The 17,430-nt window shown below is 45.6% G+C and carries 13 protein-coding genes and 2 tRNA genes; 6 read left to right on the forward strand and 9 right to left on the reverse strand.

Going from position 1 to position 17,430, the window contains the following annotated elements; translation table 11 throughout:
• The first annotated feature begins 32 nt into the window (after positions 1–32).
• The 3 genes from OXI21_RS03315 to yegQ all read left to right on the forward strand — a co-directional run bounded on the left by OXI21_RS03315 (position 33) and on the right by yegQ (position 1,902).
• Positions 33–108, forward strand: a tRNA-Val gene (locus OXI21_RS03315).
• Positions 109–232: 124 nt separating this feature from the next.
• A tRNA-Val gene (locus OXI21_RS03320) sits at positions 233–308 on the forward strand.
• 160 nt (positions 309–468) lie between these two features.
• Complete coding sequence (gene yegQ / locus OXI21_RS03325; protein ID WP_279618143.1) at positions 469–1,902, forward strand: tRNA 5-hydroxyuridine modification protein YegQ; 1,434 nt, start codon at positions 469–471, stop codon at positions 1,900–1,902.
• Positions 1,903–2,020: 118 nt separating this feature from the next.
• On the opposite strand, the gene nhaC is transcribed toward yegQ, so the two are convergent.
• From nhaC to OXI21_RS03355, 6 genes are all read right to left on the reverse strand, one after another.
• Positions 2,021–3,505 carry a Na+/H+ antiporter NhaC gene (gene nhaC, locus OXI21_RS03330; RefSeq protein WP_279618144.1) on the reverse strand — a complete coding sequence of 495 codons (1,485 nt, stop codon included), beginning with the start codon at positions 3,503–3,505 and terminating at the stop codon, positions 2,021–2,023.
• Positions 3,506–3,783: 278 nt separating this feature from the next.
• Positions 3,784–4,932, reverse strand: coding sequence for an L-threonine dehydrogenase (yiaY, locus tag OXI21_RS03335; RefSeq protein WP_279618145.1), 1,149 nt, complete (start codon positions 4,930–4,932; stop codon positions 3,784–3,786).
• Positions 4,933–5,103: 171 nt separating this feature from the next.
• Positions 5,104–5,832, reverse strand: coding sequence for an SDR family oxidoreductase (locus OXI21_RS03340; protein ID WP_279618146.1), 729 nt, complete (start codon positions 5,830–5,832; stop codon positions 5,104–5,106).
• 531 nt (positions 5,833–6,363) lie between these two features.
• Positions 6,364–7,398 (reverse strand): hypothetical protein, encoded by a 1,035-nt coding sequence (locus tag OXI21_RS03345; RefSeq protein ID WP_279618147.1) that lies wholly within the window; start codon positions 7,396–7,398, stop codon positions 6,364–6,366.
• A 33-nt stretch (positions 7,399–7,431) separates the two neighbouring features.
• A complete protein-coding gene (locus OXI21_RS03350; RefSeq protein ID WP_279618148.1) occupies positions 7,432–7,998 on the reverse strand; it encodes a LemA family protein in 567 nt (188 codons plus the stop codon).
• A gap of 246 nt (positions 7,999–8,244) precedes the next feature.
• Positions 8,245–9,660 (reverse strand): DUF4139 domain-containing protein, encoded by a 1,416-nt coding sequence (locus OXI21_RS03355; RefSeq protein ID WP_279618149.1) that lies wholly within the window; start codon positions 9,658–9,660, stop codon positions 8,245–8,247.
• A gap of 252 nt (positions 9,661–9,912) precedes the next feature.
• Between OXI21_RS03355 and rplM the strand changes: the two genes are divergently transcribed.
• The 3 genes from rplM to pcnB all read left to right on the forward strand — a co-directional run bounded on the left by rplM (position 9,913) and on the right by pcnB (position 12,158).
• Complete coding sequence (gene rplM, locus OXI21_RS03360) at positions 9,913–10,341, forward strand: 50S ribosomal protein L13 (protein WP_279619393.1); 429 nt, start codon at positions 9,913–9,915, stop codon at positions 10,339–10,341.
• 21 nt (positions 10,342–10,362) lie between these two features.
• The gene (gene rpsI / locus OXI21_RS03365; RefSeq protein ID WP_279618150.1) at positions 10,363–10,755 is read left to right on the forward strand and encodes a 30S ribosomal protein S9; all 393 of its coding nucleotides are present in this window, start codon (positions 10,363–10,365) and stop codon (positions 10,753–10,755) included.
• 86 nt (positions 10,756–10,841) lie between these two features.
• A complete protein-coding gene (pcnB, locus tag OXI21_RS03370; protein ID WP_279618151.1) occupies positions 10,842–12,158 on the forward strand; it encodes a polynucleotide adenylyltransferase PcnB in 1,317 nt (438 codons plus the stop codon).
• A 131-nt stretch (positions 12,159–12,289) separates the two neighbouring features.
• Here pcnB and OXI21_RS03375 read toward each other — a convergent pair whose 3' ends face one another.
• From OXI21_RS03375 to OXI21_RS03385, 3 genes are all read right to left on the reverse strand, one after another.
• The gene (locus tag OXI21_RS03375) at positions 12,290–13,633 is read right to left on the reverse strand and encodes an MATE family efflux transporter (RefSeq protein WP_279618152.1); all 1,344 of its coding nucleotides are present in this window, start codon (positions 13,631–13,633) and stop codon (positions 12,290–12,292) included.
• Between the two features lie 223 nt (positions 13,634–13,856).
• Complete coding sequence (locus tag OXI21_RS03380) at positions 13,857–14,600, reverse strand: peptidoglycan DD-metalloendopeptidase family protein (RefSeq protein WP_279618153.1); 744 nt, start codon at positions 14,598–14,600, stop codon at positions 13,857–13,859.
• A gap of 190 nt (positions 14,601–14,790) precedes the next feature.
• The gene (locus tag OXI21_RS03385) at positions 14,791–17,124 is read right to left on the reverse strand and encodes an NADP-dependent malic enzyme (RefSeq protein WP_279618154.1); all 2,334 of its coding nucleotides are present in this window, start codon (positions 17,122–17,124) and stop codon (positions 14,791–14,793) included.
• Positions 17,125–17,430: the final 306 nt, after the last annotated feature.

The raw sequence follows: 17,430 nt of genomic DNA on the forward strand, positions 1-17,430 counted from the left end.
TTTTAAGATTTGTTTGATCTGTGCACAGACCCGGGTAGTTAGCTCAGCTGGTAGAGCATCGCCCTTACAAGGCGAGGGTCGGGGGTTCGATCCCCTCACTACCCACCACACATTAAAAAGCTCTGATTATAGCGATCAGAGCTTTTTTGTTTAGCGCGTTCGTTGGTTAACAAATGCGCAAAAAAGAATTTGACAATATTGGGGATAACCGCTAATATTGTTCACCTGACTCGGGTAGTTAGCTCAGCTGGTAGAGCATCGCCCTTACAAGGCGAGGGTCGGGGGTTCGATCCCCTCACTACCCACCATACATTTAAAGCTCTGGATATTACGTCCAGAGCTTTTTTGTTGTCTATATGCTGTTTAATGGAAATTATCGCCCATCTTTGAGATGACAGGGCGGGAATTTTTGGTAAAATCACATTATTTTTGTGCTGCGGCACGGATCCCCTGTAAGGATAAATAATTATGAAACGATCAATCGAGCTACTTGCGCCTGCAGGTACCTTTAAGAATTTACAATATGCCTACGCCTATGGTGCGGATGCGGTCTATGCCGGTCTCCCACGTTACAGTCTGCGTGTGCGCAATAATGATTTTAGAAATGCTGAGCGCGTTAAAATGGGGATTGATTATGCCCATGAGCACGGCAAAAAATTCTTTTTAGCACTCAATACCATGCCTCACGGCGGAAAACTGAAAACCTTCGTTGATGACATCGCGCCGATTATTCAGCTCAATCCTGATGCGCTGATTATGTCTGATCCCGGCCTAATTATGCTCGTGCGTGAACGTTTCCCCGATATCGATATTCACCTATCGGTACAATCAAATGCGGTTAACAGCGCAACGGTTCAATTTTGGCAAAAGCAAGGCTTAACGCGAGTGATTTTATCACGCGAGTTATCGCTCAATGAGATTGAAGAGATTCGTAATGAGTGCCCCGATATGGAGCTTGAAGTCTTCGTTCACGGCGCACTTTGTATCGCTTATTCCGGCCGTTGTCTGCTCTCGGGTTATTTTAATCATCGTGATGCGAACCAAGGAACCTGTACCAATGCATGCCGTTGGAATTATGGTTTAACGGAAGCCAAACAGACGCCTGAAGGCGAGCTTATCCCAATTCACGCGGATATGAATAATATCTACACTTCGGGCAGTGCGCACCCTCACGAAGGGATTAACGCGGTGAAATTTATCCAAGATGGCATGAATGAGCCAGCGTATACCGACTTAACCTCGGGCAAAGCCTACACGCCTCATCCAAAAGCGGAAGAGGTCTATCTGATTCAAGAAAATAATCAGCGTAAAGGCGAGTGGATGGAGATCTCAGAAGATGAGAACGGCACGTATATTATGAACTCGCGTGATCTTCGTGCGATTCAACACGTGGCGCGTTTAATCGAGATCGGTGTGGATTCCCTTAAAATCGAAGGGCGTACCAAATCCCCTTACTATGTCGCACGTACGGCACAACTGTATCGTCAAGCGATCGATGATGCGTTAGCGGGCCGTGAGTTCAATCCTGAGCTTTACGGTAAGCTCGATGGTCTGGCAAACCGCGGGTATACGGCGGGCTTCCTTGAGCGTCACCCAGCGCACGCCTATCAAAATTACATTACCGGAAATTCCATCCATTCACGCCAGCAATATGTCGCTGAAGTGACGGAGTATAATCCTGAAACCGGTCTTTCACGTTTAGTTGCGAAAAACCGCTTTGAAACGGGCGATCGCGTTGAGATTATCAATCAACATGGCAACCGCGACATCGTTATCGGTGAGATGAAAGATGAAGAGGGCAATGTGGTAGATGTGGCCAAAGGCTCGCCCTATGTGGTCTATACCGATATTGGCCCAGCCGATGAGATGACCATGGTTGCGCGCTATCTCACCCAAGAATAATCATAAGATTAACCCAATAACTCAACGTTATATTTAACCTTATTACGACGAATAAAAAGCCCCTTCTAACTCACGTGAAGGGGCTTTTTTATGGGTGATTTTATATAAATCGAAAACTCTAGAGGCGTTTTCCCATACGGAATCGGCGAATTTTCTTCGGTTTTTCTCCCTCTTCATAATACTCAATGGTAAAGCCGGTAAGCGCGTAAGTAATTGCAATAATCGGGCTTAAGAGGCATAAGAAGGTATAGGGCAGATAGGCAAAGGAGCTCACGCCAAGCGTTGTCGTCATAAAAGCGCCACAGGTATTCCATGGGATGAGTGGGGAGGTCATCGTTCCAGCATCTTCAAGCGTTCGCGATAACACTTTTGGTTTAATGCCCCGTTTGCGATATTCATCGGCGTACATGCGTCCGGGAATGATGATCGACATATATTGATCACAGCCAACAATATTGCCGGTGATACAGGTGGCAACGGTTGAGACAATGAGGCTTTTGGTGGTTTTTGCAATTTTGACGATCTGCTGCATTAACACCTCAAAAATCTTGGTAAATTCTAAAATTCCGCCAAAACACATGGCAATCATCACAAGCGACACGGTAAAAAGGACCGAGGTAATGCCCCCGTTATTGAGGAGTTTCGCTAAGGTTTCGTTACTGGTTTGGATGGAGTATCCATCATAGAGCGCATTAATCACCATGCCGGCATCGGCCCCTTGAATAAAAATCGCGCAGAGAACACCCAGCAGCGAGCCAATCATTAGTCCCGGGAATGCGGGAATACGGAAGATCATCACCACGATAATGAGGCACGGAACAAGTAACAGCCACGGGCTAATCACAAAGAGCTCTTTTAGATCGTGTTGCAGCGTGAGGGTCACATTCGCGCTATCGACCATTTCGCTCGAATAGTTTAAGCCCAAAATGGTAAATAAAATAAGCGAAAGCACAAGGGCGGGAATGGTGGTGTAGAGCATATATTTAATGTGCTCAAAGAGATCCACGCCGACGATACCGGGCGCAAGGTTTGTGGATTCGGAAAGAGGCGAGATCTTATCACCAAAATAGACGCCTGAGATCACCGCGCCCGCCACCATTTCAGGCTTCATGCCAAGACCATAACCGATTCCCATAATCGCAATCCCGATCGTTCCTGCTGCCGTCCAAGCGTTTCCAGAGGCGATGGAGATAATGCACGAGATTCCACATGCGGCGACGAGGAAATATTTCGGTTCTAAAATATTGAGCCCGTAATAGATGAGCGTTGGTACAATGCCGGCGGCGATCCACGAGGCGATAATCGTCCCGATCACCATCAAAATTAAAATCGCTTGGAGCGCGAGCCGCACCGCATCGAGCATTCCCTTTTCAATCCGGCTCCAAGTATAGCCTAATCGAAGCGCCACGAGCGCTGCCACCATCACGCTTACAAGAAGGGGAATGTGTGGGCTCGTTTCAAGAAAAAAGATCCCGGTTACGAGTGCAACCATCATAAAAAGTACGGGAATCATCGCTTCCAGTAACGTTGGTAGGCGGCCTTCTTCGGGAATCGGCGGTTGGAGTGGGTCAATATTTTTTGGGGGCGGCGTGGTGATTTCCATGAATCAAGCGGTCCTCTTGGAAGAAAATAGAAAAGTGGGATCGGAGGGTGTCCGATTAGGATTTACATGAACGCGGTTGATGATGCGTTGAGCAGGGCTCTGTCAGAATGATTTTATCATTAATAGCCCGATAATTCCGGAAGAGTCGCTTTACCTCAAACAATCTATTTGATCTTAGTTTCTGCATTGCGATTTTTAGATAAAAGTCCGAATAAAAAAGCCCAACCACGAGGGTAGGGCTTAGTTGATTATACTACTATTACGTTCGGAAATTGGTGTTACATTGCTGCTTTAAAGATATTCTCAACGTCAGTTTGATCGCCTTGAACCGGGTTCGTTGCTGAACAGACGTCTAACAGCGCGTTTTTTGCAAGAAGAGGAATGTCTTCTGCTTTTGCATTGAGCGCAGTTAAGTTCGCAGGAATGTTGATCGACTCAGAGAGTTCGCGGATTTTTGCAATCGCTGCATTGGCCGCGTCCATATCGCTTAAACCTTCAATGTCGATATACATCGCTTTCGCTACATCTTTAAGACGTGCGGCTGCATTTTGTTTATTGAAGTCTAATACGTGCGGTAAAAGCACTGCGTTACACACACCGTGAGGAAGGTCATACATGCCGCCAAGCTGATGCGCCATTGCGTGAACGTAGCCAAGCGATGCGTTATTAAACGCCATGCCCGCTAAGAATTGAGCGTAGGCCATATTGTCGCGCGCTTGCATATTATCGCCATATTCAACCGCGGTTTGTAGGTTGTCGATAATCAGAGTTATCGCTTGAAGAGCACAGGCGTCTGTAATAGGCGTTGCCGCTGTTGAGATATACGCTTCAATCGCGTGAGTTAATGCATCCATACCGGTCGCTGCGGTTAAGCTTTTTGGCATACCTTGCATGAGGCGTGGGTCGTTTACCGATAAGATCGGCGTTGAGTTTTTATCAACGATCGCCATTTTTACGTGACGCTCTTCATCGGTAATGATGCAGAAACGGGTCATTTCACTCGCAGTTCCTGCAGTTGTGTTGATCGCAACCATTGGAAGTTGAGGATGTTTGGTTTTATCTAATCCTTCAAATGCGCTGATATCGTCGCCGTTGGTTGCACAAAGCGCGATGCCTTTTGCACAGTCGTGAGGCGATCCACCGCCTAAGGAGATAACGAAATCGCAGTTATTCTCTTTAAGGATTTTAAGACCGTCAGCCACGTTTTTCGTGGTGGGGTTGGGGTGTGTTCCATCATAGATTACAGCTTCGATGCTGTCTTTTGCTAATAGATCCACAACGTTTTGCGCCATGCCTGATTTTGCAAGGAATGTATCGGTAACGATTAATCCTTTTTTAAAGCCGTAGCCTTTAAGGGTTGCAAGAGCGTCATCTAAAGCGTTTTCGCCAATGACGTTGACGGGGGGCATAAAGAAAGTACTACTCATAATATCTCCTAAATATAATCGGTGATTATGTAGGTAAAGAAATGTATAAATATATAAACATAATTTAATTAATTAATCTTGCGGTGGATCATACTTTTTGATTAAGAAGCCTCCTTTGCGCAATCTATTATCTTTAATATAAAAATATTTTATATTGATTCTTTTGACGGATTAATTAGCTTGATGAGTGGAGCTAATCACCAGTTCTCGCACACAAATCTCTTGGGGCATCTCATAGACAAAGAGTGCCGCTTTCGCTACTTCATAGGGATCCATCGCCGCCCCTTCAGGCAGGCTCTTTTTCCATTTTGTATAACTTTGGCGAATCTTTTCATCGGTAGTATGGGTTAATAGATCAGTTTCTGCAGCGCCTGGGGAGAGCAGCATCACGCGAATATTGTGGTGCGCGGCCTCCATGCGAAGCGTATCGGTCAATCCATGAACGGCAAATTTCGTTGCGCTATAGGCGGCGTGATTTTGGTAGATATTAAATCCCGCGGTGGACGAGACATTGATGATGGTGCCATGTTTTCGCGAGAGCATGCGTTTGAGTGCAATTTGGGAGCCATTTAAGACACCTTTCAGATTCACATCGATCATCTGATCCCATTCCTGCGGGTCTTGATTCCACACCTTTTGCAGTAGCATTTGCCCTGCATTATTAATGAGAAGATTGAGCGGGCCGTAAAGCGCTTCGGCCTCACTGAGCGCTTGGGTAAATGCCTCATAATCGGCAACATCCACCGCGCGGCAGAGCGTATTGGGAAGGTTGAATTTTTCCATCACTTCCACACGGCGACTTAGCAATAAGAGCGGGTAGCCCTTTTCGCTAAAGAGATAGGCCATTTCGCGACCAAAGCCGCTGCTTGCGCCTGTAATCACAACTAAAGGTTTTCCCATCGGATGCCTCCTCGAGCGTCGTAATGATTGAATCAGTTTAGCCTACTTTTAAAATTCCATAGGGGGTATTAAATCAGCGTTTGATTTTGACTAGGTTTATGTTTGAAAAGTGATAAAAGAGTTGAGGGGATGCGAAATTTCGTCTAATCGATTGGAGGTTTTTCGATAAAGGGCGATAATTGGCTTACGCTCGAACGGGGAAAAAGCGCAGTTTAGTCAGGCAAAGTAGGGGGTATCAAATCTGCCGGAGAATTGTTTAGATAAAAAGAAGCCCGTGCACAATGTGTCCGGGCGAAATAATGTCAGTTATGTATATCACCATCGTGTGGGGTGGTGACCTCGCTTTAGCTGTTAATGCCCGCAAGCTGAATCAAATCGGCATAGATTCACTATAGTCGCCTTTGAATTTTGTTGTCAAATTGTAGTATCGCGATTTTTACAATTTTGATTAAATTGGCGTTAACTCATTTATCTTAAAGGAGATAAAAGCGCGCAAAATAGAGAAAAGAAGTGTAAAGAATCCCTATTTGATCATGATGGCTGATCATTTGGGCTCTCATAATTGGGGGAATTGAGTGTGCCGATTTGTGCATTGGTATGAATAAAGAGCCGTTCGATATGGGCTAATAATTCATGAAGGGGCGTTGTCTCCTTTTTCGTAAGCTCGGTTAAAAACGCCGCAGGATCGCGAAGGGAAGCTTCAGGCGTTGGGGTAAAGAGCAGATTTTCTTTAAAGGAGACACAAAGCGCGCCGGGAATAAATTCATAATTGATGCTCAAATAGCGATCCGCCGCATTGGTAAGCGCTTCGACAACCACCGGCGTTAAAAAAAGCGCGGCTCCTTTTTCATTGGCGGCAAGGGTTCTAAAGTGACGATTAAAGCGAATGGACGCGGGCTCGTAATTTGATTGAAGTTTTTTAAACGCCGATTCACGCCGGTTAAGAAAGGAGAGTTGATATTTCACAAAAGGTGAGCGAATCACAATGCCGTAACGATCATGACGCTGAAATTGGGTGTTGCCGGTTTTTTCATTCTTCTCTTCTAAATAGCGCAGGTGAAAGAGCGAATAATTAAAAGAGAGGGTTTTACCTTGGTAACGGCCCTTGGCATAAAAAGGGAGATCGCGCTGATCGCCGCGGCGAAAGATGCGGTAATATTCGCAGTAGCGTCCAATCAGCTCTTTTGAGTTGTATTTCGGAATCTCAAGCGCCTCATCGAGGACTAAATTGGCATCAAAGATTTTTTGCGAATAGAGATCAAGGCGACGTTTACGGAGGATGGCCAGTGCTAAAAGCGCGCCTAAATAGATTAATAACGGTAAAAAAAGGAGCGGGAGATGGGTGATCAAAACGCCGATCGTAACCAGTAAAATTCCCGTGCCGCCTGCGAGATAGAGTAAGCGATTATCATACTCCGTTCCGCCCCGAATGGTTGAAAAACGCTGGACTGCCGAATGAATGGCCTCATGATTCGGTGACTGAGAAAGCAGCTGATCGACAGAGCGATACGCTTCATTGAGCGCGCGATTATGCTGAAAAATATCGCTTAAGCGGGGTAGGGGCATGGTATCTTTTTTCGGACTCGCAAGGTCAAACGGTTAAAAATTGGGCTTATAATCAAATCCCGCTTCTGCGGCATGATCATGAAAGCGGTTCAGACGGACTTTTTTGGTAAAAGTGTTATTTACAATTGAATTGGGGAAAATCTCAATCCCACTATTAAAGAGCTCCACATTGCGGTTAAAAATGCGCAACGATGCGGTAATGTTGTCTTGTTGGATCGTGAATTTATTGATCACATTATTAAAAACCTCGGAGCTTTTGAGCTCAGGATAGGCCTCAGAGACGGCGACTAAGTTTTTAATGAGCGATGAAGTTTGCGTTTGGATCGCTTTGAGCTGATGGGTGTCGATATCATTTTCGCTAATGCGTGAAATGGCAGCGCGAAGTTCCGTTACGCCTTTTAATACCGAGCCTTCATGCTCTTTAAAGGATTCTGCTAGGCGCTCAATCTCGGGAAACAGCTGATTTTTATTGCGTTCTTCCGTCACTACATCGGCCCACGCACGCACGGTCGCGTTATAACGATTGATAATGCCGTTATGAATTTTGATGGCGCTAATAATTAAAATCGCAATGACACCTAACACAATTGCCGCACTCATGGGCTCTCCTTATTAATGATTGAGATTTATTACTCCCATCATAGCGAAAAAATCAGGCGTTCGCAGGGAAAAAACCTTGCCATTTTGCGCGAATTTTTTAGGTGGCGGCATTTTTATTTTTCACACAGAATTTTGCGGGCAAAAAAAGCCACGCGACCCCGTTTAGGAATCTCGTGGCTTTTTAATTAATGTGTTAATTGAGGGTTTGAATGACGACTATCTATATAAAACTTATATATAGAGAGGCTATTTCGATTCCGTCTCAAGATCGATTTTATAGGTTAACGTCACGCTCGATTCTGCCGGAATTTCAATATTCCAGGTGGCCGAGGTGCCCACTTTTTGCGAGGGTTCATGTGAAACCGAGAGTAAACGCCAGCCTTTCATGCCAAATTGTTCGGTATATTTCGCCACAACGGGGACTTTTTTCGCATTTTTGAAGATTACTTGATGGGATGACTGAGTACGCGTTTTAGTGATGCGCTCAAACTGGGTCACACTTTCAGAGACTGATACATCGAACGCGTTACCGGTATTAACCTCGAAGGTTTCATTGGCCGCCACATGGGGGATTCGATTTTCACCAATAAAGAGTGCCTCACCATTGTCACGCTCTTGATAGACGCGGAACACCCCTTGCGGAAGTGGCATGCCTAAGTTGCTTGCTTCGGTGTTATCAATTAGAAGATAGATCGCCGCTTTGCGATTTTTACTCTCCGAATGATCTTGAACGTAGTGGGTAAAACGATACTCTTTAGTGAGCGGAATCGCGTCTGCTGAGAGCAGTGAGAGCTGTTTCTCTTGATTGTTTTTGAGCGTTGTTTTCATCGGCAAGGTGTAGAGATGAAAGTCGGAAAAACTCTCTTCACTTGGAAGATAAGCGCTTTCATCCATAACTACCATGCTCGCTTTCATCATGCGCGGCGAGCCATAATTGGGCGTTTGATTCACATCGCCCGCCACGAGTTGCAACTTACTATTTTCAAAGGTGGTACCGCTATTATTTTTAAGGGTAATCCAACCGGTGAGATCAAATTCAGTCTCATTTTTTGAAAGGGTTGCGATGTAATCGGCTTGCCAGTCAAAGCCGCTGGTGAGATAGGTGATCTCAAGGGGCGCGGCTTCATCGGCTTCGCTCGCTAATAATAAAGAGAGCGTTGGCGAGGCTTTAAGGCCATCGGGAATCTGTTTAAAGATAAGTTGCGCGTCTTTTGGAAGCCCGGTTTCAATGCGATCGGGATATTGTAATACCAGTCCGCCATTTGTGGAAAGTACGGTGGCCGTCTCTTGAACTTTTTGACCGGTTGGATCAAATGAACGAATTTCAATCGATGTACCGAGTGATTTTTCGAGCATCGCGTGCGGCGAGAGAAGATCGTAATCAAAATTTTGCTCAATGAGCTGTAGGGCAGAGTTCCCACGGTTTTTAAGATGAGTGGTTTGCGGGCGAATCTGCGCTGAAACATCTTTTAATAAAAGCTGATTAATGCCTTTTTTAAGGAGAACTGAGCGGGACTCATTTACAAGTGCGGTCCCATTATTGTAGAGTGTGATCGCAATTTCATCGGACGCTTGACGATTACTCTCCACAAGATGAGTATCGGCTTGGGCTGTCGCAAATAGTAAGGCAGAGGCGATTAAGGTTTTTTTCATCGAACTCATAGAGGGACTCCTTTGTTTGTTGTGATTATGCTTCAATTATAGCGTAATGACTTTTCGCTGGGTTAAATTCTGAGATAGCAATTGATTTTGCCTTGTATTTTGTATGATTTTTGATTAGAATAGCGGGATCGTTTACCAGCGACCCCTAACGTATGATTTAAGCTTTCAACGAAAAGGCTTATAAGATGCAACCTTATGAGTGTTGTTGGCTTGGATTTTTTTGTTAGAGATTTTTTTTATTTGGAGTTTTCAATGAAAACATTTAGTGCAAAACCTGCTGAAGTAACACGCGAGTGGTTCGTCGTAGACGCAGAAAACAAAACACTTGGCCGTTTAGCGACCGAAATCGCAAGACGTTTACGCGGTAAGCATAAACCTGAATACACACCACACGTTGATACAGGTGATTACATTATCGTAGTTAATGCGGATAAAATTCGTGTGTCTGGTAATAAAATGCTTCAAAAAATTTATTACAAACACACCGGTTATGTTGGACATTTAAGAGAAACCTCTCTTGAGAAAATGTTAGAGTCAAAACCAGAGATGGTTATAGAATTAGCGGTAAAAGGTATGCTTCCTAAAAACGTTTTAGGTCGTCAAATGTTCAGAAAGCTTAAAGTATATGCTGGCGCTGAGCATCATCATGCTGCACAACAACCCAAAATTTTAGACATCTAATTAGATAAGAGAGTATTAATTATGGCAACTAACCAAAACTATGGTACAGGACGACGCAAACGCTCATCAGCACGCGTTTTCTTACGTAAAGGTACGGGCAATATTGTTGTAAACAACAAACCACTTGATGAGTACTTTTCAAGAGAATCATCACGCATGATCGTACGTCAACCTTTAGCGCTTTTAGAAGCAGCTGAGCAATTCGATGTAATTGTAACGGTTGCAGGCGGCGGTATGACAGGTCAAGCAGGTGCAATTCGCCACGGTCTTACACGTGCTTTAATCGAATATGATGAAGCGAACCGTGAAGCATTACGTAAAGCGGGCTTTGTAACTCGTGACCCACGTAGCGTTGAGCGTAAGAAAGTTGGTCTTCGCGGCGCACGTCGTGCGACACAGTTCTCAAAACGTTAATTTTTCATTTGTTGAAATTACACGCTTTGAAATTGATAAAAGCCTTTCATCTCGAAAGGCTTTTCTTATGGGAAGACAAAAACGCTGTGAAACCAAAAATTTATCGTGAGAAAGAGCACTCCATTAGCAATCGCTCCATCTCCAAAAATTCATTAAAAGTCTTAAAAAGGCTCCAACAAAAGGGCTTTGAGGCGTATTTAGTCGGCGGTGGCGTGCGCGATTTGTTGCTTGACCATCAGCCAAAAGACTTTGATATTGCAACGAATGCGCACCCCAATGAGATCAAATCGATCTTTAATAATTGCCGAATTATCGGTCGGCGATTCCGTTTAGCACACATTCTCTTTGGTCGCGATATTATCGAGGTAGCCACCTTTCGCGCCGATAAAGAGGAAGAATCCCGTCACTTTCAAAAGAGTGATACGGGCTTTTTGATGCGTGATAATATCTATGGTGAAATTGATGATGACGCAGTGCGTCGTGACTTTACCATTAACGCGCTCTATTATAATCCTGAATCCGGTGAGATTATCGATTATTGTGGCGGGTTTGAAGATCTTAAACGCCGTGAGATCCGTCTGATCGGCGACCCTGATCAGCGCTTTGAAGAAGATCCGGTGAGACTCCTTCGCGCGGTTCGGTTTGAGGCAAAATTAGGCTTTACCATCGATCCAAAATTGGTGCCAAAGCTCAAAGAATTTGCCCCTCTTTTAATGCATGTATCGCCATCGCGAATGTATGATGAGGTGATTAAACTCTTCTTAACCGGTCACGGGGAAGCGAGTTTTCAGTCGCTTGTGAAATATGATCTCTTTAAATATCTATTTCCGGGAACGGCGGAGGCCTTTAAAGAGGGCTTTCCTGAAAATCATCTGCTTGAGGTGGCGCTCCGTAATTCTGATGCGCGCCATAAAATCGGGCGCAATAGCTCCCCCTATTTTCTCTACGCATCGCTCATGTGGGCGGACTTTAAGGTTCGCTATGATGGCTATAAAGCGGAAGGCTTGCAAGAGTTTCCTGCTGTTGAAAAAGCGGCGGAAGATCTTTTCCGTGAGCAGCGCGATATCACCGTCTTTCCACGCTATGTGAAAGATCTGATCGTTGAACTTTGGACCTTCCAGAGCCGATTAACCGCCAATAACGTGCGCCGCATCGGTCGCATTTTATCCCATGAACGTTTTAAGCCGGCCTATGATTTTATTCTCCTTCGCGCGGAATCGGGTGAGTCGGAGTCCATTATTGAACGCGCCAATTTCTGGAAAGAGCGTTGGGAGAAATTCGAGCAGAAGCAAAAACGCGAAGAGCGTGATGAGCCGAAGCGAATTACCCGCGAGCAGACCCGTCGTCGCCGTCCGAGAAATCGAAAGCAATCAAAAGAGAACCAGGGCAATGATGAGTCCTAATAGGGCTTAGATTTATTTGAACTTAAGCACCAGGTAATAAAAAAGACGACCTTCAATCAGATGAATGAGTCGTCTTTTTTGTGTCGGCACTTTTTGGTTGAGCTGATCTTTAACCGATATCTAATCGATAACTAATCGATATTGAGGCGTTTGGTTTGCCACTTTTTCGAATACCAGTGATAGGTGTTGGTTAAGCCGCGAATCCACTCATCGGCGCAAAAGCCAATCCAGATCCCAAGCAGCCCAATCTCAAGTTTAATCCCTAAATAATATCCGAGCGGAATGGAGATCCCCCACATAAATAAAATGGCGGTTTTAAGCGGGAAGGCGGCATCTCCAGATGCGCGAAGTGCATTGACCATCACAATATTAAGCGAGCGTCCGGGCTCAAGTAAAATGCCGAGCAAAAAGAGCGGCGCCATGATCGCAATCACCGATTGATCGTCAGTAAGAAGTCGGCTAATGAAGGGGCTTGCAAGATAGATTAAAGCGGCGGCAATGAGCGATGTAATAAAGCCCGCGCGGATTGCGTGGAAGCCTTGTTTATAGGCCTTATCAAATTGGGACGCGCCCACATAATGCGCCACAATAATTTCGTTCGCGATACTGACCGATGCGCCAAGCAGCATAATGAAACTCGCAATGGCAAAGTAGATCGATTCGGCGGCTAGGCTCAATTCGCCCATCAGTCCGACAAAGGCAAGGGCGGTGAGATAGTGGAGAAACCAGACGAGATTTTCACCTGCTGACGGAAGGCCAATCTTAAGAATCTGTCCGAGTTGTTTTTTCGTCCAGCGAAATAGAAGATGGTATTCGAAATGAATTTTAAGCCCGTGAAAGAGAAGATAAAAGAGAATCCCCATGCCCACAAGGCGGCCAAACGCGGTGGAGACGGCAACGCCAATGAGCCCTAGTTGCGGAAGGCCAAAAAATCCGTAGAGCAGTAAAATATTGCCAAAGACAGTAATAATATTGATAAAGAGTGATACATACATCACCGCTTGAGTCTTACCATAGACGCGAATAGAGGCCGCTAAAATAAGAGAGATCGCTTCAAACAAAAGGCAAATGCCTAAAATATGGAGATAATTGTAGGCATCTTGCATAAGTGAATCGGGCGTATTCATCAGCTTTAGCGCATCCCAGCCAAAAAAGAAGATGACAAGCGCAACAAAAGTGCCGAGCAGCATATTAAGGGCAATGGAGATATGGATCACATTGCGCGCGGTATCGCGTTTTTGCGCTCCTAAATATTGAGCGACGACCACACTGCAACCGACGCTGATAAAACTAAAGATCGTCACGCAGAGATGAAAGAGGTGATTGCCCACATTCATGGCAGCGACATAGTTGGTTGAAAGGTGGCTCACCATGGCGATATTAATTAAGATTGTCGCTTGGTGGAGAAAGAGATCGATAAAAATCGGCCAGCTAAGGGAAAAGAGTGAGCGGTCGGTGACGGCTGAGTGGTGCATAATGCCATGGCTCCGAAAGAGAGGGATTAATTTGAAGAGAGAAGTGTAGTCGATTGTGGGAAAAAGTCGATTAAAAAAGGTTGAGAATTTCCATAAAACTCTATTAGAGCTGGTAACTATCGCACATTGGGACTGGCTACTCGTCAACATAAAAGCCTGCTTATGCAATACACAAGCAGGCTGATAGGCCGTTAAATCGGGTTAACAGCTGGTAAATATTAGATTAAATATAGTTTGCGGGGTTAACCGTTTGTCCTTGGGTGCGAATCTCAAAGTAGAGCACATCTTTTCCTTCGGTATTGCGTCCCATCGTGGCGATCTGTTGGCCGCGGTTTACTTTCATGCCCTCATCAACAGAGATCGAGGCGAGATAGCCGTAAGCGCTGTAAGTATTACCATTATGTTTAATAATAATTAGCTGACCGTAACCGGTATTCCCGCGTCCTGCGAAGACCACTTCACCATTATGAGAGGCGACAATGCTTTGATTGGGGCGACCGGCAATGTGAATCCCTTTTTGGCCTGGAATATTAGGATTGTAGCTCTTAACAATGGTTCCCGGCGTTGGGCGTGCCCAGCCTTTGATTCCCGTTTTCACACGATCTTGAGGTGGAGCTGGTGCTTTTGCAGGGGCAATGGCGCGGCTTGGCGTTGAGGCTGTCGCGCGGTTAGGTGAGGATGAGCGAGCATTGGCTGTACGAGGCGCGGGCTGACTCACGCTACCAAAAGAGGAGCGAGGACCACGCACGTTCGAGCCTTTGACGCGGAGTACTTGCCCCGGGCGAATGAAGTTGGGATTGTTGATATTATTCATCCGTGCCAAATCATTCACGCTCATATTATAGCGACTTGCGATAGCGCCGAGAGAGTCGCCTCGTTTCACTGTATATTTACCACTGGAAGCGCAGCTTTGTAAAAAGAGTAGGGCTGCGGTCAGGGCGGTTAGATATAGCGTTCGTTTTCTCATGCCTGATTGATCGTCCTTTTGTTTGGGCAAAAAAAGCCCTCTAAACAGTCACAACAAATTATATTATCATGTTATCAATATTTAGAGGGGCGATTTTTACGATATTGCGCATTTTACGACGCAGCTCAAAGATTCCTATCTTTATGATTACGTGAGCATTTGCGCCGTAATGCGTTTTATGCTGCCGGACTTATAAAAATTCGTCCGTTGCGCACACCGCGGTTAAATTCACAATTCGGCGAGGGGTTGCCGCATTGGTTAACACGTGGGATGATTTCGCAAGACCTGCCACAATCGGGCCTACCACGACGCTGTCGGTAATGCCGCGTACGAAGTTATAGGTGACGTTTGCCGTATCGATGTTGGCAAAAACAAAGAGGTTTGCCATGCCTTCTAAGCGCGAGCTTGGAAAGTAGTTCTTACGATATTTATCCCAAAGCGCGAGATCCGGCTGCATCTCCCCTTCACACTCAAGTTCCGGTGCGCGTTCACGTAGGAGCTCAAGGGTTTTACGCATTTTCACCGAGAACGATGATTCACGTGAACCAAAGTTTGAGTGAGAGGCAAGGGCGATTTTCGGCGTCATACCAAAGCGTTCCACCACTTCCGCTGCCATCAAGGTGATGTCTGCAAGCTCTTCCGCTGTGGGGTTTTCATTGATATGTGTATCGCAGAAGAAGATCGGGCCTTTCGGTGATAATAAGACGCTAATCGCCGCTGGCTGAGAGATCCCTTCACGAAGGCCAAGCGCATCCACCATATGATGAATGTGACGATGATATTGCCCAAGCACACCACTGATTTGACCATCAATAATGCCAAGCTCAATATACATTGCCGCAAGAAGATTGCCGCGAGTTTGCATGCGTTGGCGTGCAAGTTCAGGGGTAATCCCTTTACGTTGCATCACCTCATAATATTTCTCAGAGCATTCATCAAAGTAGGGCGGATTGCGATAATCGACCACTTGAATATAGTCGGCGCCAATATCTTTGCTGATCTCATCGCCGGTGGTTAACACTTTCAGTTTAAGGTTAATGCCAAGCTCTTCCACCTTTTCCGCGATTACATCGGGGCGGCCAATTAAGATAGGGTTCGCAAGCTGATCTTGTTTAACAATATGAACCGCACGGAGAACGCGCTCATCTTCCCCTTCGGCATAGGCAATCGTACGCGCATTTTTCTTCGCTTGAGCAAAGATCGGGCGCATGGTCATGTTGGTTTTGTTGATGTGAAGGCTTAAAAGATGACGATACTCTTCAAAATCGGCAATCGGACGTTGAGCAACGCCTGAATCCATCGCCGCTTTCGCAACCGCTGCGGGAAGCTCGGTCACTAAACGCGGGTCGAATGGTTTTGGAATAATGTATTGACGACCAAAGCGTAAGGTTTCCCCTTGATAGGCGTGGAGAACTTCTTCCGTTGCCTGCTGATGGGTGAGCTCTGCGATCGCTTTCACGCACGCCAATTTCATCTCTTCGTTGATTTCAGTGGCGCCGCAATCAAGGGCTCCGCGGAAAAGATAAGGGAAGCAGAGTACGTTATTAATTTGGTTAGGATAATCTGAACGGCCCGTTGCAATGATCGCATCGGGGCGCGCCGCAAGGGCAATCTCTGGGCGAATTTCAGGCTCAGGATTGGCAAGGGCGAAGATTAATGGATTGGGCGCCATGGTTTTCACCATCTCTTGGTTCACAACGCGAGGCGCGGAAAGACCTAAGAAAATATCCGCTCCCACCATCACTTCCGCCATGGTGGTTTTGTCGGTTTCGCGCATATATTTGCTCTTATATTCATCGAGCGTTTCCGGTGCGCGGGTGTGATTGATCACGCCATCACGGTCACATACAAAGACATTTTCTTTACGAAGACCCAGTTGCACAAGAAGATTTAAGCATGAGATTGCGGCTGCGCCTGCGCCACTACACACAAGGGTAACTTCTTCGATTTTTTTATCCGCAAGTTTGAGCGCGTTTAATACGCCCGCTGCGGCAATGATCGCGGTACCGTGTTGGTCATCGTGGAATACGGGGATATTCATGCGTTTTTTGAGTTCAGTTTCAATGTAGAAACACTCAGGCGCTTTAATATCTTCTAAGTTGATCCCGCCAAAGGTGGGCTCTAAGCTCGCAATAATGTCGATTAATTTATCGGGATCGGTTTCATCAACTTCAATGTCAAATACATCGATTCCGGAGAATTTTTTAAAGAGAACGCCTTTTCCTTCCATGACAGGTTTTCCGGCAAGGGCGCCAATATTTCCAAGGCCTAATACAGCCGTTCCGTTACTGATGACCGCAACTAAGTTTCCTTTGGCAGTGTAATCAAGAGCGGTTAGGGGGTTTGCTTGAATCTCCTCACAGGCATACGCAACGCCTGGCGAATAGGCAAGCGATAGATCTCGCTGGTTCACCATCGGTTTTGTGGCGGTAATGGAGATCTTGCCCGGTACAGGGCGAGCATGATAGAGAAGCGCTTCCTTGCGGAGCTCTTCTGCTTCGTTCATTGTTTCTTCAGTGTTCATCGCGTCTAAATATCCTTTTATTATACTTATTAGAATATGAAGGGAATATATTAACAATAATCGGCTCGTTTATCTATCGAGTAATGTGCACGATTTGTGAGGGTTCGTTAAGGATTTGCTTTACGCTTATTTAATGGGCCATTTACGTTGCAATTGAAACAATTAAAGTCTTAAAAAAGCGCAAAAATTGACGCATTTTTACTAAAATTACCCTATTCTTTTGAAAAGGAATTGAAGCGACATGCCGTGAGAAAAATGGTATAATTGTTCACTTGAAATAGAGAAAAAGAACGTTTTACTTAGACT

The organism is Ignatzschineria sp. RMDPL8A, from assembly GCF_029815055.1.
Lineage (GTDB): Bacteria > Pseudomonadota > Gammaproteobacteria > Cardiobacteriales > Wohlfahrtiimonadaceae > CALZBJ01.